This is a genomic window from Streptomyces sp. C36, assembly GCF_040932295.1.
Classification (GTDB): Bacteria; Actinomycetota; Actinomycetes; order Streptomycetales; family Streptomycetaceae; genus Streptomyces; species Streptomyces triculaminicus.
Genome location: NZ_JBFQGI010000005.1, coordinates 276,881 through 303,477, shown reverse-complemented (window position 1 = coordinate 303,477; position 26,597 = coordinate 276,881). Strand labels below are relative to the sequence as shown.

At 73.0% G+C, this 26,597-nt stretch carries 22 protein-coding genes; 14 read left to right on the top strand and 8 right to left on the bottom strand.

Features of this window, described 5'->3' with window-relative positions:
* Positions 1-171 precede the first annotated feature (171 nt).
* The 4 genes from AB4K12_RS17735 (at position 172) to AB4K12_RS17720 (ending at position 2,895) form a co-directional block, all read left to right on the top strand.
* The gene (locus AB4K12_RS17735) at positions 172-810 is read left to right on the top strand and encodes an AIM24 family protein (RefSeq protein ID WP_368435083.1); all 639 of its coding nucleotides are present in this window, start codon (positions 172-174) and stop codon (positions 808-810) included.
* A gap of 91 nt (positions 811-901) precedes the next feature.
* Complete coding sequence (locus tag AB4K12_RS17730) at positions 902-1,552, top strand: AIM24 family protein (protein ID WP_207247967.1); 651 nt, start codon at positions 902-904, stop codon at positions 1,550-1,552.
* Entirely contained in the window at positions 1,549-2,316 is a 768-nt protein-coding gene (locus tag AB4K12_RS17725) for an AIM24 family protein (RefSeq protein WP_368435082.1), read from the top strand. Before AB4K12_RS17730 ends, AB4K12_RS17725 begins: the two co-directional genes overlap by 4 nt.
* Positions 2,317-2,418: 102 nt before the next feature.
* Positions 2,419-2,895, top strand: coding sequence for a MarR family winged helix-turn-helix transcriptional regulator (locus AB4K12_RS17720; RefSeq protein WP_086568314.1), 477 nt, complete (start codon positions 2,419-2,421; stop codon positions 2,893-2,895).
* Between the two features lie 131 nt (positions 2,896-3,026).
* Here AB4K12_RS17720 and meaB read toward each other — a convergent pair whose 3' ends face one another.
* Together meaB and AB4K12_RS17710 are read right to left on the bottom strand one after the other, a co-directional pair.
* The gene (gene meaB / locus AB4K12_RS17715; protein WP_086568312.1) at positions 3,027-3,983 is read right to left on the bottom strand and encodes a methylmalonyl Co-A mutase-associated GTPase MeaB; all 957 of its coding nucleotides are present in this window, start codon (positions 3,981-3,983) and stop codon (positions 3,027-3,029) included.
* Between the two features lie 44 nt (positions 3,984-4,027).
* Positions 4,028-5,239 carry an acetyl-CoA C-acetyltransferase gene (locus AB4K12_RS17710; protein ID WP_086568311.1) on the bottom strand — a complete coding sequence of 404 codons (1,212 nt, stop codon included), beginning with the start codon at positions 5,237-5,239 and terminating at the stop codon, positions 4,028-4,030.
* A 139-nt stretch (positions 5,240-5,378) separates the two neighbouring features.
* Here AB4K12_RS17710 and mce point away from each other — a divergent pair, with 139 nt between their 5' ends.
* The 7 genes from mce to AB4K12_RS17675 all read left to right on the top strand — a co-directional run bounded on the left by mce (position 5,379) and on the right by AB4K12_RS17675 (position 16,237).
* Positions 5,379-5,819: a methylmalonyl-CoA epimerase gene (mce, locus tag AB4K12_RS17705; RefSeq protein WP_368435081.1), complete on the top strand. Its 441-nt coding sequence runs from the start codon at positions 5,379-5,381 to the stop codon at positions 5,817-5,819.
* A 177-nt stretch (positions 5,820-5,996) separates the two neighbouring features.
* The gene (scy, locus tag AB4K12_RS17700; protein WP_368435280.1) at positions 5,997-10,883 is read left to right on the top strand and encodes a polarized growth protein Scy; all 4,887 of its coding nucleotides are present in this window, start codon (positions 5,997-5,999) and stop codon (positions 10,881-10,883) included.
* 124 nt (positions 10,884-11,007) lie between these two features.
* Positions 11,008-11,946, top strand: a complete 939-nt coding sequence (locus AB4K12_RS17695) for a cellulose-binding protein (RefSeq protein ID WP_086568306.1) — start codon at positions 11,008-11,010, stop codon at positions 11,944-11,946.
* A gap of 228 nt (positions 11,947-12,174) precedes the next feature.
* Entirely contained in the window at positions 12,175-13,161 is a 987-nt protein-coding gene (locus tag AB4K12_RS17690; RefSeq protein WP_368435080.1) for an ABC transporter ATP-binding protein, read from the top strand.
* 2 nt (positions 13,162-13,163) lie between these two features.
* On the top strand, positions 13,164-13,934 hold the full coding sequence (locus tag AB4K12_RS17685; RefSeq protein ID WP_368435079.1) for an ABC transporter permease: 771 nt from the start codon (positions 13,164-13,166) through the stop codon (positions 13,932-13,934).
* Positions 13,935-14,087: 153 nt separating this feature from the next.
* Entirely contained in the window at positions 14,088-15,263 is a 1,176-nt protein-coding gene (locus AB4K12_RS17680) for an ABC transporter ATP-binding protein (RefSeq protein ID WP_368435078.1), read from the top strand.
* Complete coding sequence (locus tag AB4K12_RS17675) at positions 15,260-16,237, top strand: ABC transporter permease subunit (RefSeq protein ID WP_368435077.1); 978 nt, start codon at positions 15,260-15,262, stop codon at positions 16,235-16,237. Before AB4K12_RS17680 ends, AB4K12_RS17675 begins: the two co-directional genes overlap by 4 nt.
* 46 nt (positions 16,238-16,283) lie before the next feature.
* Here AB4K12_RS17675 and AB4K12_RS17670 read toward each other — a convergent pair whose 3' ends face one another.
* Entirely contained in the window at positions 16,284-16,616 is a 333-nt protein-coding gene (locus AB4K12_RS17670) for an ATP/GTP-binding protein (protein WP_086574727.1), read from the bottom strand.
* A gap of 203 nt (positions 16,617-16,819) precedes the next feature.
* Between AB4K12_RS17670 and AB4K12_RS17665 the strand changes: the two genes are divergently transcribed.
* The gene (locus AB4K12_RS17665; protein WP_368435076.1) at positions 16,820-17,845 is read left to right on the top strand and encodes an LLM class flavin-dependent oxidoreductase; all 1,026 of its coding nucleotides are present in this window, start codon (positions 16,820-16,822) and stop codon (positions 17,843-17,845) included.
* A gap of 145 nt (positions 17,846-17,990) precedes the next feature.
* Here the strand turns inward: AB4K12_RS17665 and AB4K12_RS17660 are convergent, their stop codons facing one another.
* Positions 17,991-18,383 carry an SCO5389 family protein gene (locus AB4K12_RS17660; protein WP_086574723.1) on the bottom strand — a complete coding sequence of 131 codons (393 nt, stop codon included), beginning with the start codon at positions 18,381-18,383 and terminating at the stop codon, positions 17,991-17,993.
* A 207-nt stretch (positions 18,384-18,590) separates the two neighbouring features.
* Between AB4K12_RS17660 and nucS the strand changes: the two genes are divergently transcribed.
* A complete protein-coding gene (gene nucS, locus AB4K12_RS17655) occupies positions 18,591-19,250 on the top strand; it encodes an endonuclease NucS (protein WP_368435075.1) in 660 nt (219 codons plus the stop codon).
* Between the two features lie 100 nt (positions 19,251-19,350).
* Here the strand turns inward: nucS and AB4K12_RS17650 are convergent, their stop codons facing one another.
* The 3 genes from AB4K12_RS17650 to AB4K12_RS17640 form a co-directional block, all read right to left on the bottom strand.
* Complete coding sequence (locus tag AB4K12_RS17650; RefSeq protein WP_368435074.1) at positions 19,351-21,951, bottom strand: ATP-binding protein; 2,601 nt, start codon at positions 21,949-21,951, stop codon at positions 19,351-19,353.
* Between the two features lie 278 nt (positions 21,952-22,229).
* Positions 22,230-22,556: an STAS domain-containing protein gene (locus AB4K12_RS17645; RefSeq protein ID WP_086574659.1), complete on the bottom strand. Its 327-nt coding sequence runs from the start codon at positions 22,554-22,556 to the stop codon at positions 22,230-22,232.
* A 136-nt stretch (positions 22,557-22,692) separates the two neighbouring features.
* Entirely contained in the window at positions 22,693-23,541 is an 849-nt protein-coding gene (locus AB4K12_RS17640; RefSeq protein WP_368435073.1) for a 3-hydroxyacyl-CoA dehydrogenase family protein, read from the bottom strand.
* 243 nt (positions 23,542-23,784) lie between these two features.
* On the opposite strand from AB4K12_RS17640, the gene AB4K12_RS17635 reads away from it, so the two are divergent.
* Entirely contained in the window at positions 23,785-24,357 is a 573-nt protein-coding gene (locus AB4K12_RS17635; RefSeq protein WP_207247962.1) for a cob(I)yrinic acid a,c-diamide adenosyltransferase, read from the top strand.
* 171 nt (positions 24,358-24,528) lie between these two features.
* Here AB4K12_RS17635 and AB4K12_RS17630 read toward each other — a convergent pair whose 3' ends face one another.
* On the bottom strand, positions 24,529-26,502 hold the full coding sequence (locus tag AB4K12_RS17630; RefSeq protein ID WP_368435279.1) for a glycosyl hydrolase family 18 protein: 1,974 nt from the start codon (positions 26,500-26,502) through the stop codon (positions 24,529-24,531).
* Positions 26,503-26,597: the final 95 nt, after the last annotated feature.

The window sequence follows — 26,597 nt, the reverse complement described above, 5'->3', positions numbered from 1 at the left end:
TTCGTCGCTAGTGGCGGGGCCGTCACAGCTTGTGACGACATTCACAAACTCCCCCATTGTCGCAGCCGCGCCGGCGATCAAGGGATGCGGGTCCGGTTCCGGGGTGGTGTGGCGCGTCTGCCGGACCATGGGGCCTGTCGGAGCCGTATGCCCGCCCGCTAGCGTCGGGGCGTGGCTCAGTTTCGGCTCCACGGGAGCAAGGTCCTCGCCGTCGACATGACGGGGGACGCGGTCAAGGCCAAGAACGGCTCGATGGTCGCGTACGAGGGCGAGATGGCGTTCAAGAAGATGACCGGCGGCGGTGACGGCCTGCGGGGCATGGTCACCCGCCGGCTCACCGGCGAATCGATGGAAGTCATGGAGGTGAAGGGGCACGGCACCTGCTATTTCGCGGACCGGGCGAGCGAGATCAATCTGGTCTCGCTGCGGGGCGAGACGCTGTACGTCGAGGCGAGCAACCTGCTCTGCACGGACTCGGCGCTGCGGACCGGGACGACCTTCACGGGCCTGCGGGGCGCCTCGCAGGGCAACGGGCTGTTCACCACGACCGTCGAGGGCTCCGGCCAGGCGGCGATCCTCTCCGACGGGTCGGCGATCATCCTGCGGGTGACCCCGCAGACGCCGTTGCAGGTCGACCCGGGCGCGTACATCGCGCACACGGGCCGGCTCAAGCAGCACTTCCAGTCCGGGGTGAACTTCCGGACGTTCATGGGCGAGGGCTCGGGGGAGGCGTTCCAGATCCGCTTCGAGGGCGAGGGGCTCGTCTACGTCCAGCCGAGCGAGCGGAACACGGTCGGGGGTGACGTGTGAGCGTCGCACGCGCGGCCGCCGGGCCGCAGACGACCGCGAAAGCCGCACCTCTGCGCCGCGCGGGCGGAGAAGCGAACGAAAGGGGCACAGCGTGGCGTTCCGGCTTCTGAACTCGCGGATGGTCGAGGCCCAGGTGGTCCCGGGGCAGCGGCTGTTCAGCCAGCGCGGGGCGATGCTCGCCTACAAGGGCGACGTCTCCTTCACCCCGAGCATCGCCGGCGGCCAGGGCGGCGTCATGGGGATGATCGGCCGGCGGATCGCCAACGAGGCCACCCCGCTGATGACCGTGGAGGGCAGCGGGACGGTGATGTTCGGCCACGGCGGCCATCACGTCCATGTCGTGGAGCTCTCCGGGGACACGTTGTACGTCGAGGCGGACCGGCTGCTGGCCTTCGAGGGCGGCCTGCAGCAGGGGACGATGTTCATGGGGTCGCAGGGGGGTGTGATGGGCATGGTGCGCGGTCAGGTGACCGGGCAGGGGCTCTTCACCACGACCCTCAAGGGCCATGGCGCGGTGGCGGTGATGGCGCACGGCGGCGTGATCGAGCTGCCCATCAGCGCGCAGCGGCCGGTCACCGTCGACCCGCAGGCGTACGTCGCGCACCGCGGGGACGTGCGCAACAAGCTGACGGCCGCGCTCGGCTGGCGCGAGGTCGTCGGGCGGGGCAGCGGGGAGGCGTTCCGGCTCGAGCTGTCGGGCAACGGCACGGTGTACGTACAGGCGTCGGAGGAGAAGCTGTGAGCGGCCCGGTCATTCATGACGTGACGACCCTTCCGGCGAACGACAACGTCAACGCGTACGCGTTCAGCGTGGATCTGAAGGGCCAGTGGTTCCTGCAGAAGGGGAAGATGATCGCCTATTACGGGCGGATCAGCTTCCACGGCATCGGCCACGGTCCGCTCGACCGGCTGATCGCGGGCAGCTTCCATTCGCCGCTGCACGCGGCGGACTGGGTGGTGGCCGAGGGGCAGGGCAAGATGCTGCTCGCCGACCGCTCCTTCGACGTCAACTCCTACGACCTCGAGGACGGCAACCTCACCGTCCGCTCGGGGAATCTGCTGGCCTTCGAGCCGTCGCTCTCGCTCAAGCAGTCCATCATCCCGGGGTTCCTGACCCTGATCGGCACGGGGAAGTTCGTGGCCGCCTCCAACGGGCCGGTCGTCTTCGTCGAGCCGCCGATCCGGGTGGACCCGCAGGCGCTGGTGGGCTGGGCGGACTGCCCGTCGCCCTGCCATCACTACGACCACCAGTACCTGCGGGGGGTCATGGGCGGGGTGCGCCGGCTGACGGGGCTGGGGGGCGCGTCCGGCGAGGAGCACCAGTTCGAGTTCGTGGGTTCCGGGACCGTGCTGCTGCAGTCCACCGAGCGACTGATGGAGGAGATTCCGACGGGCGACGCTCCCCCTGAGCAGGCGGGCGTTCCGCACGCAAGTCCCGGAAATCAGCCAATGACACCGCGCTTGCCGGGTCAGCTGGGCGACCTCCAGCGCCGCTTCGGGCTGTGAGCGGTACCCTGCGGAGTGTGACGTCGAACGCATGACCTCTCGTTCCGCTCGTTCCGCCCTGTCATTTAGTTAATCTTTCAACCTCTTAGGTAGAATCCATCCATGGACACCGAGAACGGCACTCGCTGGCTCAGCGACGAGGAACAGGCCACCTGGCGCGCCCACCTGGACGTGAGCCGGCTGCTGATGCACCAGCTCGAACGGGACCTGCAGCCGTTCGGCCTCACCAACAACGACTACGAGATCCTGGTCAACCTCTCGGAGTCGGACGACCACCGGATGCGGATGAGCGACCTCGCGACCGCCACCCTGCAGTCCAAGAGCCGTCTGTCGCACCAGATCACGCGCATGGAGAACGCCGGGCTCGTCCGCCGGGAGAACTGCGAGTCCGACCGGCGCGGCCTGTTCGCGGTGCTCACCGACCACGGTTGGGAGACCATGCGCAAGGTCGCCCCGCACCATGTGGCGTCCGTGCGCGAGCACTTCATCGACCTGCTGTCGACGGACGAGCTCAAGGCCCTCCAGGAGTCCCTGCGTCCGGTCGCCCAGCACCTGCGGTCCACGCGAGGGCGCATCTGACCGTTCCCGGTCACCACTGATCGCTGAAAAGCCGATCGCCGTCGCCGCCGGAACTCCTCCGGCGGCGACGGCGATCGGTCGTTCCGGCCCTCGGTCGTTTCGACCCTCGGCCGTTCCGGCCCTCGGCCGGGTCAGCCCTCGGTCAGGCCCGCCACGAGTTCGTCGGCGGCGGCGTAGGGATCGAGGTCGCCGCCCACCACGCGCTCCGCGAGCGCGGCCAGCCGGCGGTCGCCCCGCAGGTCGCCGATGCGCTCGCGCAGCGCCGTCACGGCGATGGTCTCCACCTCGTGCGCGGCCCGCCGGCGCCGCCGGTCCGCGAGGACGCCCCGCTCCTCCATCCAGGCGCGGTGCTTCTCCAGCGCCTCGACCACCTCGTCGGTGCCCTCGCCGCGCGCGGCCACCGTCTTGACGATGGGGGGCCGCCAGTCGCCGGGCGCGCGGGCCTCGCCCAGGCCCAGCATGTGGTTGAGCTCGCGGGCCGTGGCGTCCGCGCCGTCGCGGTCGGCCTTGTTGACGACGTAGACGTCGCCGATCTCGAGGATGCCCGCCTTCGCGGCCTGGATGCCGTCGCCCATGCCGGGCGCCAGCAGCACCACCGACGTGTCGGCCTGGGAGGCGATCTCGACCTCCGACTGCCCCACGCCCACGGTCTCCACCAGGACCACGTCGCAGCCGGCCGCGTCCAGCACCCGGATGGCCTGCGGGGCGGCCCACGCCAGGCCGCCCAGGTGGCCGCGGGTGGCCATCGAGCGGATGTAGACGCCCGGGTCGGAGGCGTGCTCCGACATCCGGACCCGGTCGCCGAGCAGCGCGCCGCCGGAGAACGGCGAGGAGGGGTCGACGGCGAGCACGCCGACCCGCTTGCCCATCCGCCGGTACGCGCTCACCAGCGCCGACGTCGAAGTGGACTTGCCGACGCCGGGCGAGCCGGTCAGGCCCACCACATAGGCGCCGCCGGTGAGCGGGGCCAGCGCGGCCATCACCTCGCGCAGCTGCGGGGACGCCCCCTCCACCAGGGAGATCAGCCGGGCCACCGCGCGCGGCCTGCCGTCGCGGGCCTGCTCGACCAAAGCGGGGACGTCCACCATCACTGCTCCGTTCCACACATCGGATGCCGGCCGGGGGCCGGGAGTCAGTTGCCCGGCACGCGGACGATCAGGGCGTCGCCCTGGCCGCCGCCGCCGCAGAGCGCGGCCGCGCCGGTCCCGCCGCCGCGCCGCTTGAGCTCCAGCGCGAGGTGCAGCACGATGCGGGCGCCCGACATGCCGATCGGGTGGCCGAGCGCGATGGCACCGCCGTTGACGTTCACCTTTTCAGGGGATACGCCCAGATCCTTCATGGACTGCACCGCGACGGCGGCGAACGCCTCGTTGATCTCGATCAGGTCGAGGTCGCCGACCGTCAGGCCCTCCTTGCCCAGCGCGTGCAGGATGGCGTTGGAGGGCTGGGACTGCAGGGAGTTGTCGGGGCCGGCCACGTTGCCGTGGGCGCCGATCTCGGCGATCCACGCCAGGCCCAGCTCCTCGGCCTTCTCCTTGCTCATCACGACCACCGCGGCGGCGCCGTCGGAGATCTGCGAGGACGTGCCGGCCGTGATCGTGCCGTCCTTGGTGAAGGCGGGGCGCAGCTTGGCCAGGGACTCCGTCGTGGTCTCCGCGCGGATGCCCTCGTCCTTGCTGAAGACGACCGGCTCGCCCTTGCGCTGCGGGATCTCCACCGGGGTGATCTCGGCCTCGAACAGGCCGTTCTTCTGGGCGGCGGCGGCGCGCTGGTGGGACAGCGCCGCGATCTCGTCCTGCTCGGGGCGGCGGATGCCCAGCCGGGTGTTGTGCTTCTCGGTGGACTCGCCCATCGCGATGTTCTCGAAGGCGTCCGTCAGGCCGTCGTGGGCCATCGTGTCGAGCATCTCGACGGCGCCGTACTTGAAGCCCTCGCGGGACTTGGGCAGCAGGTGCGGGGCGTTGGTCATCGACTCCTGGCCGCCGGCCACCACGATGTCGAACTCGCCCGCGCGGATGAGCTGGTCGGCCAGCGCGATGGCGTCCAGGCCCGACAGGCAGACCTTGTTGACGGTCAGGGCGGGCACGTTCATGGGGATGCCGGCCTTGACGGCGGCCTGGCGGGCCGGGATCTGCCCGGCGCCGGCCTGCAGCACCTGACCCATGATCACGTACTGCACCTGGTCGCCGCCGATGCCGGCCCGGTCCAGCGCCGCCTTGATGGCGAAGCCGCCCAGGTCGGCGCCGGAGAAGCTGCGCAGCGAGCCCAGCAGGCGTCCCATGGGCGTACGGGCGCCCGCGACGATGACGGAAGTGCGGCGGTTGTTCCCGTTCGTACCAGACATGGGCGCGGCCCCTTCGAGCAGAGGGATGTTAACGACGGTTCCCGTCAATGTACTGAGCGGTGCGGCACCCGGTCACCGGGCGGAAGGTGTGATCGCGCGCACGTTGCGTAACCACCCCGTCCGGCGGTGCACTGGAGCCATGCTGACGCGCATCGACCACATCGGGATCGCCTGCTTCGACCTCGACCGGACCGTCGAGTTCTACCGTGCCACGTACGGCTTCGAGGTGTTCCACACCGAGGTCAACGAGGAGCAGGGCGTCCGCGAGGCCATGCTGAAAATCAACGAGACCTCCGACGGCGGGGCCTCCTACCTGCAGCTGCTGGAGCCCACGCGGGAGGACTCCGCGGTCGGCAAGTGGCTCGCGAAGAACGGCGAGGGCGTTCACCACATCGCGTTCGGCACCGCGGACGTCGACGGGGACGCGCGGGCCATCGGGGACAAGGGCGTACGGGTCCTCTACGACGAGCCCCGCCGGGGCTCGATGGGCTCGCGCATCACGTTCCTGCACCCCAAGGACTGCCACGGTGTGCTCACCGAACTGGTCACCTCGGCACCCCGCCCGGAGGCGGAGCACTGACCCACCCCTCCCCCGGCCGGTAGAGTGCGGGTTCGGCCGGGGTTACCGGGTGGCCCCCGGGCCCGGGCTGTACCGATGATCTGACACCATTTCTTCGGAAGGGCGGGCTCCGGGTTCCACCACCGACGCAGTACGGGGCCGGCCGCCGACGCGACCAGGGGACGGATGGACCGCGCTGTGCGGGGCTACGAGCGCCAGGAGAGTCAGCTGGAGGAAGCCGACCACCTCTCGAAGTTCGAGGCCGAGATGAAGCGGCTGAAGACCGAGCGGGAAAAGGCTGTCCAGCACGCCGACGACCTCGGCTACCAGGTCGAGGTGTTGCGCGCCAAGCTCCATGAGGCGCGCCGCAACCTCGCACACCGTCCCGCCTACGACTCGGCGGACATCGGCTACCAGGCCGAGCAGCTGCTGCGCAACGCCCAGATCCAGGCCGAGCAGCTGCGCACGGACGCCGAGCGCGAGCTGCGCGAGGCCCGGGCCCAGACGCAGCGCCTGCTCCAGGAGCAGGCCGAGCGCCAGGCCCGCCTGGAGTCGGAGCTGCACGCCGAGGCGGTGGCCCGCCGCCAGCGCCTGGACGAGGAGCTCAACGAGCGCCGCCGCACCGTCGAGTCGCACGTCAACGAGAACGTCGCCTGGGCCGAGCAGCTGCGCGCCCGCACCGAGTCGCAGGCGCGCCGGCTGCTGGAGGAGTCGCGGGCGGAGGCCGAGCAGGCCCTGACCGCGGCCCGCGCCGAGGCCCAGCGGCTGACCGAGCAGGCCAGCGGCCGGCTCGGGGCCGCCGCCGAGGAGGCCCGCGCGGAAGCCGAAGCGATCCTGCGCCGTGCGCGCACGGACGCCGAGCGGCTGCTGAGCGCCGCCTCCGCGCAGGCCCAGGAGGCCACCGACCACGCCGAGCAGCTGCGCTCGTCCACCAGCGCCGAGTCCGACCAGGCGCGCACCGCGTCCGCCGAGATGACGCGCACGGCCGAGACGCGCCTGCAGGAGGCCGACACGGCGCTGCGCGAGGCGCGCGCCGAGGCCGACAAGCTCGTCGCCGAGGCCAAGGAGGCCGCCTCCCGGCGGCTGGCCGGCGCCGAGTCGGACAACGAGCAGCGCACCCGTACGGCCAGGGCCGAGATCGCCCGCCTGGTGAGCGAGGCCACCAAGGAGGCCGAGGCCCTCAAGGCCGAGGCCGAGCAGCTGCGCGCGGACGCCGCGGCCGAGGCCGAGCGGCTGGTGGCCGAGGCCGCCGAGAAGGCGCGCAGCGCCGTCGCCGAGGACTCCGCCGCCGCCCTGGCCAAGGCCGCCCGTACGGCCGAGGAGGTGCTGGCGAAGGCGTCGGAGGACGCCCTGGCCACCACCAAGGCCGCCGCCGCCGAGGCCGAGCGCATCCGTGGTGAGGCGGAGGCCGAGTCCGAGCGGCTGCGCGAGCAGGCCGCGGACACCGCCGAGCAGCTCAAGGGCGAGGCGAAGGACGACACCAAGGAGTACCGCGCCAGGACCGTCGAGCTCCAGGAGGAGGCCCGGCGGCTGCGCGGGGAGGCCGAGCAGCTGCGTGCCGAGGCCGTCGCCGAGGGCGAGCGCATCCGCGGCGAGGCCCGCCGCGAGGCGCTGCAGCAGATCGAGGAGGCGGCCACCACCGCCGAGGAGCTGCTGGCCAAGGCCAAGGCCAACGCGGAGGAGACGCGCGCCGGCGCGACCGCCGAGAGCGAGCGGGTGCGCACCGAGGCCGGCGAGCGCGCCGCCACGCTGCGCAAGCAGGCCGAGGAGGCCCTGGAGCGGGCCCGCGCCGAGGCCGAGGAGATGGCCGAGGAGGCCGAGGACCACGCCGAGCGCACGCGCACCGAGGCCGCCGAGGCCGCGCGTCGTACCCGCGAGGAGGCCGAGGAGGCCGCCCGGGCCCGCGCCGAGGAGGCCGCGTCCGAGCTGGCCCGGCTGCAGGCCGAGGCCGAGCAGCGCGTGGAGTCGGCCGAGACGGCGCTGCGCGAGGCCCGTGCCGAGGCCGAGCGGCTGCGCCGCGAGGCGGCCGAGGAGGCCGAGCGGCTGCGCACGGAGTCCGCGGAGCGGGTGCGCACGCTGCGGGAGCAGGCCGAGGAGGAGTCCGAGCGGCTGCGGACCGAGGCGGCCGAGGAGGCCGCCGGGGCCCGCGCGGAGGGCGAGGCCACGGCCGCGCGCCTGGTGAGCGAGGCCGAGGAGGAGTCGGAGCGGCTGCGCACGGAGGCGCAGGAGAGCGCCGACCGGCTGCGGGCGGAGGCGAACGCCGCCGCCGAGCGCACGGCCGCCGAGGCCGCCGAGGCGCTGGCCGCCGCCCAGGAGGAGGCCGCCCGGCGCCGCCGGGAGGCCGAGGAGCTGCTCGGCGACGCCCGTACGGAGGCGCAGGCCGAGCGCGAGGCGGCGCACGAGCAGAGCGAGGAGCTGCTGGCCTCGGCGCGCAAGCGGGTCGCCGAGGCGCAGGAGGAGGGGCGGCGCCTGGTCGAGGAGGCCGAGCAGCGCGCGAGCGAGCTCGTGGCCGCCGCCGAGCAGACCGCCCAGCAGGTGCGCGACGCCGTGGCCGGGCTGCACGAGCAGGCCGAGGAGGAGATCGCCGGGCTGCGCTCGGCCGCCGAGCACAACGCCGAACGGACCGTCACCGACGCCCAGATCGAGGCCGACCGGGTCCGCGCCGAGGCCTACGCCGAGCGCGAGCGCGCCGACGAGGAGGCGGCCGCCACCCGTGCGGAGGCCAAGGCCGCCGCCGAGGCCGCCAAGGAGCTGGCGGAGCGCACGGTCGCGGAGGCCATCGCCGAGGGCACGCGTGTGGAGGCCGAGGCCGCCCGCGTCCTGGACGAGGCCCGCGAGACGGCCAACGCCCGTCGCACCGAGGCCGCCGAGCAGGCGGACGAGCTGATCGCCGAGGCCGCGAAGGAGGCCGAGCGGCTGCGCGCCGAGGCGGCCCGTACGGTCGAGGCGGCCCGTGAGGCGGCCGACGCCCAGCGCGTGGAGACCGCCGAGCAGGCCCGCGTCACGCTGGCCGAGGCCGGCGAGGAGGCCGAGCGGCTGCGGACCGAGGCGGCCCGCATGGTCGACGAGGCCCGCGAGAGCGCGAACGCCCGTCGCACCGAGGCCGCCCAGCAGGCGGACGAGCTCATCGCCGAGGCGACGAACGAGGCGGAGCGGCTGGTCGCCGAGGCCGCCGAGTTGGTGGAGGCCGCCACGGCGGACGCCACCCGGCTCGAGGGCGAGGCCCGCGAGGCGGCCGAGGCCCACCGGGCGCAGGCCGAGGCGGACGCGGACCGACTGCGCGCCGAGGCGGCCCGTACGGTCGACGAGGCCCGCGAGGCGGCCAACGCCCAGCGCACGGAGGCCGCTCAGCAGGCCGACGAGCTCATCGCGAAGGCCGTGAGCGAGGCGGAGAAGCTGGCCGACGAGGCCACCCTCGCCCTGGACGAGGCCCGCGAGGCCGCCGACGCCCAGCGCGCCGAGGCCGCGGAGGAGGCGGAGCGGCTGCGTACGGCCGCCGCCGAGAAGAAGGCCAAGTCCGACGAGCAGGCCGACGCCGTGGTCGCCAAGGCGACGGCCGAGGCCGAGCGGCTGGTGGCGGACGCGTCCGCGAAGGCGCAGCAGATGCGCACGGACGCCTCCGACGCGCTGGCGTCGGCCGAGCAGGACGCGGCGCGTACCCGCGCCGAGGCCCGCGAGGACGCGAACAAGATCCGGTCCGAGGGCCGGGCCGAGGCCGAGCGCATCGTCGACGAGGCGGCGGAGCTGACGGCTTCGGCACAGGACGACGCCGACCGGATCCTGGACAAGGCCCGCGAGGCGGCGAACGCCCGCCGCGCGGAGGCCGCCCAGCAGGCCGACGAGCTCATCGCGAAGGCCGTGAGCGAGGCGGAGAACATGGCCGCCGAGGCCACCCTCGCCCTCGAGGAGGCCCGCGAGGCCGCCGACGCCCACCGCGCCGAGGCCGCCGAGCAGGCCGAGCGCGCCGTCGCCGAGGCGGAGGCCGCGGCCGCGCGTCTGCGCGGCGACGCGGACGAGGCGCTGGAGAGCGCCCGCCGGGAGGCGGCGCGCACCACCGACGAGGCCCGCGAGGCCGCCAACGCCCGCCGGGCGGAGGCCGCCGAGCAGGCGGACACCCTGGTCGCCGAGGCGCTGGCGGAGGCGGAGCGGATGTCCGCCGACGCCGCCGAGGCGCTGGCCGCCGCGCAGGAGAACGCCAACAGCACGCGGGCCGACTCCGCGCGCATCAAGGCCGACGCCGTCCAGGAGGCGGAGCGGCTGCGCGCCGAGGCCCGTGCCGAGGGCGAGCAGACGATCGACCAGGCCCGGGACGCGGGTGCCAGGAAGCTGGCGGACGCGGCCGAGCAGGCGGACGCCCTGGTCGCCAAGGCGCAGGAGGAGGCGGTACGAGCCGCCACCGCCGCCGAGGAGCAGGCCGACGCCATGGTGGGCGCCGCCCGCAAGGAGGCCGAGCGGATCGTCAACGAGGCCACCGGCGAGGGCAACGCGCTGGTGGAGCAGGCCCGTACGGACGCCAACACCATGCTCGCCGAGGCGCGTGGGGACGCCACCGCCATAAGGGAGCGGGCCGAAGAGCTGCGCACCCGGATCGAGACCGACGTCGAGGAGCTGCACGAGCGGGCCCGCCGGGAGGCGGCCGAGGCGATGCAGTCGGCGGGCGAGCGCTGCGACAAGCTGGTCGCGGCGGCCACCGAGCAGCTGGCGGAGGCCGAGGAGAAGGCGGAGAAGCTCATCTCCAACGCCCAGGGCGAGGCCAGCAAGGTGCGCATCACCGCCGTGAAGAAGGCGGACGCGCTCATCAAGGAGGCCGAGCAGAAGAAGACGACCGCGGTACGCGAGGCCGAGCGCCTGCGCACCGAGGCTCGCGAGGAGGCCGCTCGGCTTCTCGAGGAGGGGAAGCGGGAGTTGGACGTCCTGGTCCGCCGTCGTGAGGACATTCAGGCCGAGATTTCCCGTGTCCAGGACGTGTTGGAAGCGTTGGAATCATTTGAGTCCCCGGGGGCGGGTGGCTCCAAGGACGGCGGGGTGAAGGCGGCGGCCGGTGTCGGCGCAACTCGATCGGGTGGCAAGCAGGACCGAAAGTAGCCACTCAATCGAGGGGTCATTTTCCAGATTCCCCCACCGTCTACCACCATCTGCTCGATGACACGCCGCTCACGCCCCTAGGATTCGCTCTATCACCTCACAGGTCTCCAATGACAGGAACCCCATGAGCGACACTTCCTCCCCCTTCGGCTTCGAGTTGGTGCGGCGTGGATACGACCGCGGCCAGGTGGACGACCGCATTACGAAGCTCGTAGCGGACCGTGACAGCGCACTGGCCCGGATCACTTCTCTGGAAAAGCGCATCGAGGAGCTGCACCTCGAAACGCAGAACGCTCAGGCGCAGATCAATGACGCCGAGCCGTCGTACGCGGGGCTCGGGGCCAGGGTCGAGAAGATCCTCCGGCTGGCCGAGGAGGAGGCCAAGGACCTGCGTGAGGAGGCCCGGCGCGCCGCCGAGCAGCACCGCGAGCTGGCCGAGTCGGCCGCCCAGCAGGTGCGCAACGACGCCGAGTCGTTCGCCGCCGACCGCAAGGCGAAGGCGGAGGACGAGGGCGCCCGGATCGTCGAGAAGGCCAAGGGCGACGCCGCCCAGCTGCGCAGCGAGGCGCAGAAGGACGCGCAGTCCAAGCGCGAGGAGGCGGACGCCCTCTTCGAGGAGACCCGGGCCAAGGCCGCCCAGGCCGCCGCGGACTTCGAGACCAACCTGGCCAAGCGCCGTGAGCAGTCCGAGCGCGACCTGGCCTCCCGGCAGGCGAAGGCCGAGAAGCGCCTTGCGGAGATCGAGCACCGTGCCGAGCAGCTGCGCCTGGAGGCCGAGAAGCTGCGCACGGACGCCGAGCGCCGGGCCCGCCAGACGGTGGAGACCGCGCAGCGCCAGGCCGAGGACATCGTGGCCGACGCCAACGCCAAGGCGGACCGCATCCGCAGCGAGTCCGAGCGCGAGCTGGCGGCCCTGACCAACCGCCGCGACAGCATCAACGCCCAGCTGACCAACGTGCGCGAGATGCTGGCGACGCTGACCGGCGCGGCCGTGGCGGCGGCCGGGGTGCCCGGTGACGACGAGCCGATCTCGCGCGGCGTTCCGGCCCAGCAGAGCCGCTGACACGGCGGCCGCACGGCATTCGACCGGGGGACCACCGGGGGACCTGTACTCGGCGCGTCATGTGCCGCCCGAAGGGGCGCGTGACGCGCCGAGTGGTCTTTCCCCGAGGTCTGTGCGGAGGCCTTCCCCGAGGCCGTTCCGGAGGCCTTTCCGGAGGGGCGCGTACGACGTCCGGCGGAGTCCGCGCCACCGGTGGCGGGGCCCGGTGGGCGCGCTTACCGTGGCGGAATGATCGAGCTTGAGGGGCTGACCAAGCACTACGGCGACGTCCGCGCCGTGGATCACCTCACGTTCACCGTCCGGCCCGGCGTCATCACGGGCTTCCTGGGCCCCAATGGCGCGGGCAAGTCGACGACCATGCGGATGATGCTCGACCTGGACCGGCCGACCAGCGGCACGGTCCGCATCGACGGCCGGCACTACCGCGAGCTGCACGACCCCCTCAAGACCGTCGGTGCCCTGCTGGACGCCAAGGCGATGCACGGCGGCCGCAGCGCCTACCACCACCTGCTGTGCCTGGCGCAGAGCAACGGCATCCCGGCGGGCCGGGTGCGGGAGGCACTGGACACCGTGGGCCTGACCTCGGTGGCCCGTAAGCGCACCAAGGGCTTCTCCCTCGGCATGGGCCAGCGCCTGGGCATCGCGGGCGCCCTGCTGGGCGATCCGCGGATCCTGATGTTCGACGAGCCGGTCAACGGCCTCGACCCCGAGGGCATCCACTGGATCCGCAACCTGATGAAGGGCCTGGCCGCGCAGGGCCGTACGGTCTTCGTCTCCTCCCACCTGATGAGCGAGATGGCGCTGACCGCCGACCACCTGGTGGTCATCGGCCAGGGGAAGCTGCTGGCCGACACCAGCATGGCGGACTTCATCGCGGAGAACTCCCGGGCGTTCGTCACGATGCGCTCGCCCGACCAGGAGCGGCTGCGGGAGGTGCTGCGCGGCGCCGGCATCGACTTCGCGCCCGGCGCGGAGGGGGCGCTGGAGGTCGAGGGCGAGGACGCGGCGCACCTGGGCGAGCTGGCGGCGCGGCATCAGCTCGTGCTGCACGAGCTGAGCCCGCGGTCGGCCTCGCTGGAGGAGGCGTTCATGCGGCTGACGGCCGGGTCGGTGGAGTACCACGCGCACGAGAACCACCGCCCGGCGGCCGCCGCGGCGCCGACGGCGGAGGCGGGCGGGCAGTGGGGAGCCGGCTGGCGGAAGAAGGGATCCTGACCATGGCGGTGGCGGCCCAGGTCCTGCGGTCGGAATGGACGAAGATCAAATCGGTGCGTTCCACGGTGTGGACGCTGGGGCTCGCCCTGGTGGTGACCGTCGTTCTCGGCGCGCTGATCAGCGCGCTGGCCAAGAAGGATTTCGACCGTCTCGACCCCCAGGGAAAGATCGAATTCGATCCGACATTCGTCAGCTTCGCGGGAATGGGACTCGGCCAGCTGGCATTGATCGTTTTCGGGGTGCTGGTGGTATCGAACGAATACAGCACAGGAATGATCCGCACCTCGCTGGCGGCGGTCCCGCAGCGCGGCACCTTTCTCTTCAGCAAGATCACTATTGCCACGCTGCTCGCGTTCGCCGTCGGAATGATCACGAGTTTCGCGGCCTTCTTCACCGGCCAGGCGATGCTGGGGATCCACCGGGCCTCCCTCGGCGACCCCGGCGTCCTGCGCGCCGTCATCGGCGGCGGCCTCTACATGACGCTGATCACGGTCTTCTCCATGGGCGTCGCGACGATGCTGCGCAGCCCCATGCTCGCGCTCGGCATCCTGATGCCGTTCTTCTTCCTCATCTCCGCCATCCTGGGCAACGTCTCCGCCACCAAGAAGGTGGGGCGCTACCTCCCCGACCAGGCCGGGCAGAAGGTCATGCAGGTCGTCACCGTCGGCGACGACGCCCCCTACGGCCCCTGGGGCGGCTTCGCGATCATGGCCCTGTGGGTGGTGGCGGCGCTGATCGGCGGGTACGCGGTGCTCGCCCGCCGGGACGCCTAGGGGGTGTCCGAGGCCCCGGAGGGCCCGCGCGGCCGGGCCTTCGGGCCTTATCGCACCCGTACCTCTCACATATCGGGAACCGTCAACCCCTCGTCTATCCTCCTAACCCTTACGGGGGCTCATGCCCTGGACGAAGCTCGCGAGGGGCGGAGAATGATCGAGGCAGTCGGCCTGACGAAGCGCTACGGCGCCAAGACGGCCGTGCACAACCTGACGTTCCAGGTACGGCCGGGGGCCGTCACCGGCTTCCTGGGGCCCAACGGCTCCGGCAAGTCGACGACGATGCGCATGATCCTCGGCCTGGACGTGCCCTCCGCCGGCCGGGTCACCATCGGCGGGCAGCCCTTCCACAAGCTCCCCAACGCCCCGCGCCAGGTCGGAGCCCTGCTCGACGCCAAGGCCGTGCACGGCGGCCGCAGCGCCCGCATGCACCTGCTCTCCCTCGCCCAGCTCTCCGGCATCCCCGCCCGCCGCGTGGACGAGGTCCTCGGCGTCGTCGGCCTCCAGGACGTGGCGCGCAAGCGCTCCAAGGGCTTCTCCCTCGGCATGGGCCAGCGCCTGGGCATCGCCGCCGCCCTGCTCGGCGACCCCCAGGTGCTGCTGTTCGACGAGCCGGTCAACGGCCTCGACCCCGAGGGCATCCTCTGGGTCCGCAACCTCATGAAGGGCCTGGCGGCCGAGGGCCGTACGGTCTTCGTCTCCTCGCACCTGATGAGCGAGATGGCGCTGACCGCCGACCACCTGATCGTCATCGGGCGCGGGCAGCTCATGGCGGACATGAGCGTCAAGGACTTCATCTCCGCGAACTCGGCCGGCTTCGCGCGCGTGCGCACGCCCGACGGCGAGGTGGCGGCCCGCGAGAAGCTGACGACCGCGCTGGTCGAGGCCGGCGCCCAGGTGCTGTCCGAGCAGGACGGCGCCCTGCGGGTCACGGGCCTGGCGCTGCCCCGCATCAGCGACATCGCCCACGACGTGGACACCCGCCTGTGGGAGCTCTCCCCGCACCAGGCCTCCCTGGAGGAGGCGTACATGCGGATGACGCAGGGCGCGGTCGACTACCGCTCCACCCAGGACCAGCGCGCGGGCCTGCAGGCGCCGCCCGCCCAGCACGGCTGGCAGCAGCCCGCCGCCGCCCCGCAGGGCTGGGCCGAGCAGGCCTACCCGGTCCTGCCGGGCGAGCAGCCCAACCCCTACGCCCAGCCCGTCGCCGCGCCGCAGGCGCCGGCCCCCGTGGCCCCCGCCGCCCCGACCGCTCCCCCGCCCTCCGGGCCCGCTCCGCAGGGCGCGCCCGCCGACCTGACCAAGCGCGACAGCGAGGACGCCCGATGACCACCCCGCAGCAGCCCCCCGCGCCCCCGCAGACCGCCCCGCAGACCCCGCCCCACGCCCCGGCCGTGCCCGCGCCCGCGGTGCCGCCGCACCCGGGTGCGCAGGCCGCCGCCCCGCACCCCGGCCAGGCGCAGGGCTACTGGCCGGGCCAGACGCCCGCCGGCGGCCCCGTCGGCTACGTGTCGCCGATCCCGATCCGCAAGGCCACGCTCCTCGACGCCGTCGCCTCCGAGTGGACCAAGATCCGGTCCGTGCGGTCGACGATGTGGACGCTGGGCGTCATGGTGCTGCTCGTCCTCGGCATCGGCTTCCTGGCCGCGACCCTCGTCGCCGGCCAGGACGGCGACACCGGCAACTCCTCGCCGCTCGCCCTCGGTTTCTTCGGGGTGCTGCTCGGCATCATCTGCGTGGTCACGCTCGGCGTGCTGACGATCTCCTCCGAGTACGGCACCGGCATGATCCGTACGACCCTGACCGCGTGCCCGGACCGTGGGCGGGTGCTGGGGGCCAAGTCGATCGTCTTCTTCCTCCTGACGTTCGTGATCACCCTCGTCTCCACCGGGATGATCGCGGTGGTGGACTCCGCGCTGCTCGGCGACAGGACCACCTTCACCCCGGACGCCGAGACCTGGCTGCGGGCGACGGTCGGGGTGAGCCTGTACGTGGCGACGCTGGGCCTGCTGGGCCTCGCCGTGGGCGCGCTGCTGCGGCACTCCGCCGGGGCGATCACGCTCATGCTGGGCGTGGTCCTGCTGCCGATGGTGCTGTCGCTGTTCATGATGGGCGACGCCCTCTCGGAGGTCCGCAAGGCGCTCATCGAGTACTCGATCCCGATGCAGCTCTCGGCGTTCTACGCCACCTCGGCCGACCACATCGAGGGGCCCACGGGCTGGACCCCGCTGTGGATCATGCTGGGCGTGGCCGGTGTGGCGCTGGCCGGCGCGTACGTCTCGCTGACCAGGCGGGACGCGTGAGCGACCGCCGCCAGGACGTGTCGGACACGCCCTAGGCGGCCCGGGGTCAGTACCTGGGCGCGTTACGGGACCGCTGGAGCCGCGCGCTCCGGCGGTCCTTCGCGTTCCAGCAGGAGGTGTGCCAGTGCCGGCGGTCCTCGACGCCGCCGCCGAACTGCGGCCAGGCCACCACGTGCGGCACCCCGGGCGGGATCTCCTGGTCGCACCCCGGGCAGCGGTAGTGCTTCGCCGCCGCGCCGCCGCCGATCATGCGGACCGCCCACTCCTCGCCCTGCCAGCTCTCGGTGCGCTCCAGGCCGTACCGCGCGCCGCCGGTGTCGGGCGGGAGGGGTGACGATCGGTCGGTCCCGCCTCGCGGGCGGTTTCGGCGCGGGGACACGGGGCACCTCGGTGGGTCTGGGGCTACGGGTCGTGACCAGCCTACGCGGCACGGTCACCGCCCCGTCCCGGCGTCCCCCGGCTCTATGGCGCCCGCGCACCGATCATCATGAAAACTTCACGCAGGGCCGTACCTTCGGCACGTGTCAGCCGTTATTGCCTCCAGGGGGATGCCGCGTCGGTCGCTAGGAGGAACAAAGAGCGATGCGCGTTGGAGCATTTGTCCTGTCCGCCCAATTCCCCGGCCAGGGGCACGGGGAGGCGCTGTACCGGGCCGTCCGCTCGGCGGAGGTCGCCGAGGAGGCGGGGCTGGACGCGGTCTGGCTGGCGGAACACCACTTCGTGCCGTACGGAGTGTGCCCGTCCGCGGTGACCCTCGCCGCCCTGCTGCTCGGCCGCACCCGCACCCTCGGGGTGGGCACGGCCGTCAGCGTCCTGCCCACCACCCACCCCGTGGCGCTGGGGGAGCAGGCGGCGTTGCTGCACCTCACCTCGGGCGGAAGGTTCACCCTCGGGGTGGGCCGCGGCGGGCCCTGGGTGGACCTCGAGGTCTTCAACTCGGGCCTGGAGGCGTACGAAGAGGGGTTCCCCGAGTCGCTCGAACTGCTGATGCGCTGGCTGCGGGAGCCCCGGGTGGGCACTGAGGGAGAACGGTTCTCCTTCCGCGAGGTCCCGGTGGTGCCCCGGCCCGACGAGCTGCTGGACTCGACCGGCCCCGGCGTGGTCGTCGCGTGCACCTCGCCCGCCAGCGTGCGGCTGGCGGCGGCGCACGGGCTGCCGATGCTGCTGGGCATGCACAGCGAGGACCAGGAGAAGGCGGACATGGTCGCCCTGTGGCGCAAGTGCGCGCTGGAGGCGGGGCGTTCACCCGATGAGGTGGCGTCGGCCGGTCATGTGGCGGCCGGGGTGGTGCAGATCGCCGACCGGTGCCAGGAGGCGCGGGAGACGCTGCTGAAGACGATGCCGGGCTGGCTGCACCACGGACTGTCGGCGCATGTGACCGTCGACGGCAGGATCCGCCGGATGCGCGATCCCCTCGCGTACACGGAGCTGCTGTGCGATCTCCACCCCGTCGGCTCGCCCAGGCTGTGCGCCGACCGCCTCGCGGCCACCCGCGAGCGCACGGGCATCGGTCGCTTCGCCCTGCTCGCCGAGGGCTCCGGCGACCTCGCGGCCACCGAGGAGAACCTCCGCCGCCTCGGCGCGGACGTGCTGCCTCTGCTCACCTGACCCGGCGCCTCCGGCCGGCTCCCGCCCGGTCCGCGCCCATAGGGTCCCGCATGGTCCCGTCCCGTCCGCCGGCCACAGGCCCCGGCGGAGCTGCCGCCCCCGTTTCTCCGCACCTCCCGCACTCGGAGCGGCAGCACAGGACGCGTCAGCAGTCCCGGAGCTCCGGCGACTGGTTCAGCAGCTGGCCCCTCACGGAGGTGAAGCGGGCCAGTCGCTCGTCCACCGAAGGGTCGGTCGGGAAGACGGCCACCCGGTGGCAGTTCTGGAACGCCAGGCGCACCCCGAAGTGCCGCTGCAGCGCACCGCGAATCGCGTCACTCGCCAGGGCGCGCAGCAGCTGGCCACGCGCCTGCTCGTCCGGCGGGGGCGTCCGGTTGTCGGCGAACTGTCCGCCTTCGACCTTGAGCCGGTCCACCAGGGAGCTGATCATCTCCCATGCGTAGGGCAGGGAGGTCCGGACGCAGTCGACGAAATCGGCTTCGTCGACCTCGCCTCGCTCGGCCTGTTCGAGGAGGGCCGGTGAGACGTCGAGCGACATGGGTTCTCCTCTCGCGACCCCGCGAGCGGGGTCTCAGGGATGGGCGAGCGGACGACGACGCCCTGTGCCCGTACGACGACCGCCCGCTTCAACGGTAATCCGGCCACTGCTGCCCCACCAGGAGAACACCGACAACTGGCCAAAGCCCGAGGGGGCCTTCCAGGGCGAATCGCGTGAAGTGGCAGGAGTCGAGTAGCGTGGCTCACCATGCGTCTCGTCATCGCCCGTTGCTCCGTGGACTACGCGGGCCGGCTCACCGCCCACCTGCCCTCCGCCCCGCGCCTGATTCTGGTGAAGGCGGACGGCAGCGTCTCGATCCACGCCGACGACAGGGCCTACAAGCCCCTGAACTGGATGTCCCCGCCGTGCACCCTCAAAGAGGGCGACGGCGTCTGGACGGTGATCAACAAGGCGGGCGAGAAGCTCATCATCACCATGGAGGAGGTCCTGCACGACTCCTCGCACGAGCTGGGCGTGGACCCCGGCCTGATCAAGGACGGCGTGGAGGCGCACCTCCAGGAGCTCCTGGCGGACCGCATCGAGACCCTCGGCGAGGGCTACACCCTCATCCGCCGCGAATACCCCACGGCCATCGGCCCGGTGGACATCCTCTGCCGCGACGCGGACGGCGCGACGGTGGCCGTGGAGCTCAAGCGGCGCGGCGAGATCGACGGTGTGGAGCAGCTCACCCGCTACCTCGAGCTCCTCAACCGCGACCCGCACCTGGCCCCCGTGCGCGGCATCTTCGCCGCCCAGGAGATCAAGCCCCAGGCCCGCGTGCTCGCCACCGACCGGGGCATCGGCTGCGTCGTCCTGGACTACGACGCGATGCGCGGCATCGAGGACGACAAGCTGCGACTGTTCTGAGCGGCCGGCCGCCCGGACCCTTCCGGGCGGCCGCCGCACCACGCGAAGAGGGCCCGTACGCACCGTACGGGCCCTCTTCGCGTGGGCGCGGAGCCCGCGGCTAGGCGACGGGGGTGCCGCCGCCGGAGGCGGTCCCGCCCGGGGCGGGGCCGCTCGCCGAGTTGGAGCCGGCGGCCGTGGGGGGCTGCGGGTCCTTGGTCGGCGGCTGCGTGGGCGGCGTCGTCGGAGGCTTCTCCTCGGTCTTCGTCGGCGTGGGCGGCGTCGGCTTGGGGCTCTCCCCGCCGCCGGGCGAGCGGGTCGGGCTCTGGGACGGCCGGCCCGGCGTGGGCGACTGGGTGGCCGGGCCGCCGCTGCCGGACGCGGACGGCGAGGGGCTGCCGGACGCGCCGGGCGAGCCGGCCGTCCCGCTGGGCCCGGGCGACTGCCCGGGCTTGCCCGCGTGACCGGGCACCTGCGGACGCCCGCTCTCGCCCGGCGCCGGCTCGTCGGCGCTCAGGCCGCCGTCGCCGTCCTGCCGGTCCGCCGACTGGCCGGGCCGGACCGTCTCCGAGCGGTCGCCGTCCCCGCCGCCCGTGGTGGCGCCGAGGGTGACGACGGTGCCGAGGACGGCGGCAAGGAGGGCGCCCGCGCCCGCCGCGAGGAGGTTGCGCCGGTTGCCGCCGGCCATGAGCTTGTGCGCCCACGACACCCGGCCCAGCGGGCCGCGCCGCGGGGGCGCGGACGGCACGGGCACCGCCGCCGCGGCCGCCGCCGGGGCACCGGCCGCGGCCGGCACGCGGCTGACGATCGTGGTGGTGGAGTCGGCGGGCTGCGGCCGCACGGGGCGCGCCGTGGCCGGCTTGGCCGGGGGCGCGGCGGACTCCTCGCGGCGGGCGGCCGGGACCTCCTCGCCGGAGGGCGTGCGCAGCGGGGGCAGCGGCGGCACGCGCGTGGAGCCGGTGCGCGCCGGGCCGCCGCCGGGCACCGTCCGGGCGCCCATCGCCAGGCCCGAGCGGTCGGCGACGAGCGCCAGCGCCCGCCGTCCGGCGACCGCGCCGCGCTTGTCGGCGAGCACGCCGCGCAGTCCGATGGAGGCCTCCAGCTGCGCGCGGGCCCGGTCGAGGTTGCCGGTGCACAGCGCCAGCACGCCCAACTCGTGGTGGAAATACGCTTCTTCGCCGACTTCGCCCGCCAGCCGTGCGGCCTCCTGCCCGGCCCGCAGGGCGCGCTCCCAGGCCCCCCAGTGCAGCGCGGCCGCGAAGGCCGGTGCGGCGGTACGGGCGAGCAGCACCGCGGCCGCCCGGTGCCCGGCGTCGCCGTCGCCGATGAGGGCGCCCAGCGCGGCGAGGATGACCTCGCCCTCCTGGGCGATCCGCTCGGGCGTGACGGAGGGGTGCCCGGCCCACCAGGCGTAGTGCTGGGCGGCGGAGTGCGCCCGGGCGGCGGCCTCGTCGCCGTAGCCCCCGGCGAGGAGCTGCTCGGCCACGCCGGCCGCGAGCCGGTAGTGGGCGCCGACGGGGGTGATCAGCCCGCAGGCGAGGAGGTCGCCGACGGCGGCGTCGGCGTGGGTGTCGCCGGCCAGGGCCGGCAGGTGCGCCTGGTGGGGCATCTCGCCGCCGAGCGCGACGGCGAAGCGCAGGGCGTTGCGGGCGGCCTCGTCCAGGCGGGAGGCGAGCAGGACGGCGGGGCCCGCCGCCTCGGCGAGGCTGGGCAGCGAGGCGGGCCGCCCCTCGTCCTCGCCGTCGCCCGCGGCCGCGGCGTAGGGCCGCTCGGCGAAGACGCCGAACTCGTCGGCGGCGGCGGGCGCGGAGGCGAGCTCGTCCTTCTGCCGCAGCAGCGCGCCGGCCTGGACGAACCGCAGCGGCAGGCCCTCGGACTCGAACCACAGGTCCGCGGCCCAGTCGGCCTCCTCGTCGGTGAGCGGCCGGTCCACGGCCAGCTCCAGCAGCTCCAGGCAGCCGGTGCGGTCCAGGCCGCCGAGGAAGACCTCTTCCACGTGCGAGTCGGTGGAGGGTGCGGCGACGTCGGGGGTGGCCGCGAGGAGGAAGGCGCACTCGGGTGTGGCGTCGAGGAGTTCGTCGAGCGCGGCGCCGCCGAACTCGAGGTCGTCCAGGACGACCACGGCGCCGATCTCGTGCACGGCCGCCAGCAACTCGCCCCGCTCGAGGCGGTGCAGCGGCGCGTGGTGGACGGCGGCGAAGAGCTCGTGGAGCAGGTCGGTGGGCGTGCGGTGGTATCCGCTGAGCCGGACGACGCCGTCGGGCGCCAGGCCCGCGCAGTCCTCGGCGACGGCGTCCAGCAGGACGCTGCGGCCGGACCCGGAGGGGCCGGTCAGCCGCACCGAACGGCCGCGGGAGAGCAGCCGGCCCAGGCGCTCGCGCTCCTCCGCGCGGCCCACCAGGGGCAGCTGGGGCCCGGCCTGACGGGCGGGCGGCGGGGGCGCGGCGGCGAGGCGCAGGCCGTCGCGCCGCTCGGGGCCGTGGCGCTCCGGTCTGGCGGGCAGGGCGCCGGGCGGGCAGGGCTCTATCTCGCTGCCGTCGACGGGGTTGACGGTGAGGAGGTAGTCACCGGTGACGAGCTGGACGACGCGGACCGGACCCTGGGCGGCGGGGACCTCCGGTGCCGCGGCGGACTCGCGCGGCGGGCGCCCCGTGGCGCCCGGCTCGTCGGGAGTCCGCTCGTCGTCGTGGAATTCCTCGGATCCGCGGTTCGTCGGGTCCATGGTTCAGAGCCCCCAAGATGCGTGGCGTGCCGTCGTGCCCTCCGGCCTGTCCGCACTCCTTCGACCTCCGGCCGGGAGCTGTCCGGGCCGTCGATTCCGGTCCGGTGCCCGCCGTGGGCTTTCGTAGGCGGCGGGAAACCGAACAGACCTTGCCACAGTATCTACGACGGGAAGGGTGCCCCGGCGCCACGGGACGTCACAGTCTCATGAGGATCGGGGCACTCGCGCCTCGAGGGGCTCACCGGGCCCGTCCGGCGCCCCGTTGCACACGGGGGGTCTCACACGTGCGGCAGGGGGCGCCGCCGGGGGCAGTCCTCCTCGATGGCGAGGATGCGGTGCAGCCGGGTGGCCACCAGGAGTCGCTGCATCCGGTCCGGCACCCCGCGCAGGACGAGCCGCCGGCCGGTGCGGCCGGCGCGGCGGTGGGCGCCCATGATGACGCCGAGCCCGGTGGCGTCCCAGGAGTCCAGCTCGGTCAGGTCCAGGACCAGGTCGCCCCGGCCGCCGTCCAGGGCGGAGTGCAGGACCGTACGGGCGTCCGCCGCGCTGCGGACGTCGAGGCGGCCCCCGACGACCAGTTCGGCGTGATCGCCCCTGATGTGCATATGCGCTCCCGGGAGTGGTCCCTGATGTGGATGTGGTTCTAAAGAACTGACTGCCTCTCACACCACAAAGTTGCCGCCTTCAGGCGAACCAATACCAAGTTCACCCTGGTGGGTGAACTTGGTATCCGTCCGACCGTCAGTGCTGGTAGAAGCCCTGTCCGCTCTTGCGGCCGAGGTCGCCCGCGTCCACCATGCGGCGCATGATCTCCGGCGGGGCGAACTTCTCGTCCTGGCACTCGGTGTAGATGTTGCCCGTGGCGTGCATGAGGATGTCGATGCCGGTCAGGTCGGCGGTCGCCAGCGGCCCCATGGCGTGCCCGAAGCCCAGCTTGCAGGCGATGTCGATGTCCTCGGCGCTGGCCACGCCCGACTCGTACAGCTTGGTCGCCTCGACGACCAGCGCCGAGATCAGACGGGTGGTGACGAAGCCGGCGACGTCGCGGTTGACCACGATGCAGGTCTTGCCGACGCCCTCGGCGAACTCCCGGGCCTTGGCGAGCGTTTCGTCGCTGGTCTTGTAGCCGCGCACCAGCTCGCACAGCTGCATCATGGGAACGGGCGAGAAGAAGTGCGCGCCCACGACCCGCTCGGGGCGCTCCGTGGCGGCCGCGATCTTGGTGATCGGGATGGCGGAGGTGTTGGAGGCCAGGACCGTCTCGTCCTTCACCAGGCCGTCCAGGGTGCGGAAGATGTCCCGCTTGGTGTCGATGTCCTCGAACACCGCCTCCACGACGATGTCGGCGTCGGCGGCCGCGTCGAGGTCGGTGGTCGTGGTGATCCGGGCCAGCGCCTGCTCGGCGGCCGCGGCCTCCAGCTTCCCCTTGGAGACGAACTTCTCGTACGAGGCCTTGATGCCGTCCGTACCGCGCCGCAGCGCCGCGTCGGTGACGTCCCGCAGCACGACGTCCCATCCGGCCTGGGCGGAGACCTGCGCGATCCCGGAGCCCATCAGTCCGGCGCCGATGACGGCGAGCTTCTTGGCCACCACTGTCCCCTTACTCCCTGTGCATGTATCTGTGCATTCACGCCTCTCCGCCCGGAGATTAGCGCCCGTCGGCGCACGTGTGGGCAGTAAGAGATGCGCGTCACGTCCCAGATGACGGACGTCACACCGAGACGGCCACGGGGCGCGCACCACGGTGCAGTTGGGTCACTTCAGTCACACTGATCACAGGTTGGGTGCGGCGTGGGCGGCCCTCGAGGGCGGTGCGTGGCTAGGCTCGTCCCCATGGTCAATCTGACGCGCATCTACACCCGCACCGGCGACGACGGCACGACCGCCCTCGGTGACATGAGCCGCACCGTCAAGACCGACACCCGCATCGCGGCGTACGCCGACGCGAACGAGGCCAACGCCGCGATCGGGGTGGCCATCGCGCTCGGGCAGCTGCCGGCGGAGGTCGTCAAGGTGCTCGTACGGGTCCAGAACGACCTCTTCGACGTGGGCGCGGACCTGGCGACCCCGGTCGTGGAGGAGCCCAAGTACCCGCCGCTGAGGGTCGAGCAGTCCTACATCGACAAGCTCGAGGCCGACTGCGACCACTTCCTCGCGGACCTGGAGAAGCTCCGCAGCTTCATCCTGCCGGGTGGCACGCCGGGGGCGGCCCTGCTGCACCAGGCCTGCACGGTGGCCCGCCGCGCCGAGCGCTCCACATGGGCGGCGCTGGAGATGCACGGCGACATCATGAACCACCTGACGGCCACCTACCTCAACCGTCTCTCGGACCTGCTGTTCATTCTGGCCAGGACGGCGAACAAGGAGCTCGGCGACATCCTGTGGGTGCCGGGCGAGAACCGCTGAAGCGGCAACCCCCGGCGCGGCCGGGGGTCCGGGGGTCGCCCCCCGGGAAATGCAGCCTGTGGGTGCCGGGCGAGAACCGCTGAGGCGCGGCCGCCGACGGAGCATCGGAGACGTGGAAGACCGGGGAGGCGGGGGGCCGCTCCGCCTCCCCGGTCGGTTCGGGGGCGGGCGCTAGCCCAGGCCGCCGACGACCGCGTTCATCAGCGTGCCGTGGTCGCCGGACATCTCCCAGATCATGGCGCCTCCGAGTCCCTTGGACTTCAGCCAGGCGGTCTTCTTGCCGATGGACCAGGCGTCGTCGAACGTCCACCACTGGCCGCCCGCGCCCGTGTAGCCGTACGTCGCGACCGCCGTCTCGTCATGGCGGACCGTCAGGTTCGGCACGGACGCGAGGAGGTTGTCGTAGCCGCGGGTGCCGGCCTCCTCGGGGAACTGCCCCGGTGCCGCGCCGCCCGCGCTCTGCCAGGCGCCGTTCGCGCCGCCGTCGGCGACCTGCTGCCAGCCGCGGCCGTAGAAGGCCAGCCCCAGGACGACCTTGCGGGGCGGGACGCCGGCGTCGAGGTAGGTCTGGACGGTCGTGGCCACGCTGAACTTCGTGGGGTAGGGGTCCTTGGGGTCGGTGAAGAGATTGCCCTGGTGTCCCGTGCGGTTCGGCTCCCAGCTGTTGTCGCTGCCGGAGCCGTGGAAGTCGTAGCCCTGGACGTTGGCGAAGTCCATGTAGTCCAGGACGCTGGGCGTGCCGTCCTTGGTGGTGATGTCCCAGCCCGCGTCGATCTTCGCGGGGTCGGCCGGGGTGAAGGCGGTCAGCAGGTACTTCTTCCCGGTCGTGCCGCTCAGCGCGTCGAGCTGGCGGCGGAACTCGGCAAACAGCAGGGTGTTGTTGGCCTTGTCGTCCTTGGAGACGTGGTTGCCGGCGTGGCCCTCGGAGCCCGGCCACTCCCAGTCGATGTCGAAGCCGTCGAAGATGCCGGCCGCGACGCCGGCGCCGCCGCGCCCGTTCGCCGTGGGCAGGTCGCCCTTGATGTACATGTCGATGCAGGACTTCACGAACTTCTGCCGGGAGGCGTCCGTCTTCGCGACGTCGGAGAAGTACTTGCTGTACGTCCAGCCGCCGACCGAGATATTGATCTTCAGCTTGGGGTACTTGGCCTTGAGCTTCTTCAGCTGGTTGAAGTTGCCGGCCAGCGGCTGGTCCCAGGTGTCCCCCACGCCGTCGACGGACTCGCCGGCGCCGAAGCCCTTCTCGTAGTCGGCCCAGGAGTCGCCGGCCCCGTCGCCCTGGCTGGGGTCCTGGGGGTTGGGGCTGGTGGCCTTGGTGACGCCGTTGAGGCAGGTCAGGTTGACGGGGTCGATGTTGGAGAACGAGTAGTTGATGTGCGTGAGCTTGCCGGCGGCGCCCGTGGTGTCCAGGGACTTCACGGTGTAGCCGCGCCCGTAGATGCCCCACTGCACGAAGTAGCCCGCCTTGACGGCGTCCGTGCCCGGCTGGGGGTCGCCGCCCCCGCCGGTGGTCCGCACGCTGAGCGGGGCGCTGGCGGGGCCGGTCTGGTCGGCGGTGTCACGGGCGACGACCGTGTAGGTGTAGTCGGTGCCCGCGCTCAGGCCGGTGTCGGTCCAGGCGAGCTTGGCGACGGTGGCGACCTTGGCCTTGCCCCGGTAGACGTCGTAGTTCTTCACGCCCTTGTCGTCCGTGGCCGCGCCCCACTTGAGCGAGACGCTGTCGGCGGTGACGGAGACGGCCGTGGGCGTGCCCGGGGCGCCGGGCGGGCTGTCGGACGGCGATCCGCCGTCGCAGGACGCGCCGTTGATCCGGCAGCCGGAGGGCTCGCCGTCGCCCGAGCCGACGAAGCCGAAGGTGACCGAGGCGCCGGGGGCGACGGTTCCGTTGTACTCGCGGTTCTTGGCCGTCACATGCCCGCCGGAGCCGCTGACCAGCGCGTCCCAGTACGAGCTGACAGCGGTGCCGGAGGGGAAGTCCCACTCGACGGTCCAGCCGTCGAGGGCGGTGGTGCCCGTGTTCTTCACCGTCCACTGCGCCTGGAAGCCCGTCCCCCAGTCGGAGGTCTTGGCGAATGTCGCCGTGGCGGCGGGGGCGGCATGGGCCGGGGCCGCGAGGCCGACGGCCAGGCCGAGGGGGAGCAGCAGTGCGGTGAGCGCCGCGAGCGGGGCGCGGGGTAGGGCGCGGGTTATGGCGCGGGTTATGAGAGGTCTGCGTAATCTTCCGTGTCCCGTGGTTCCTG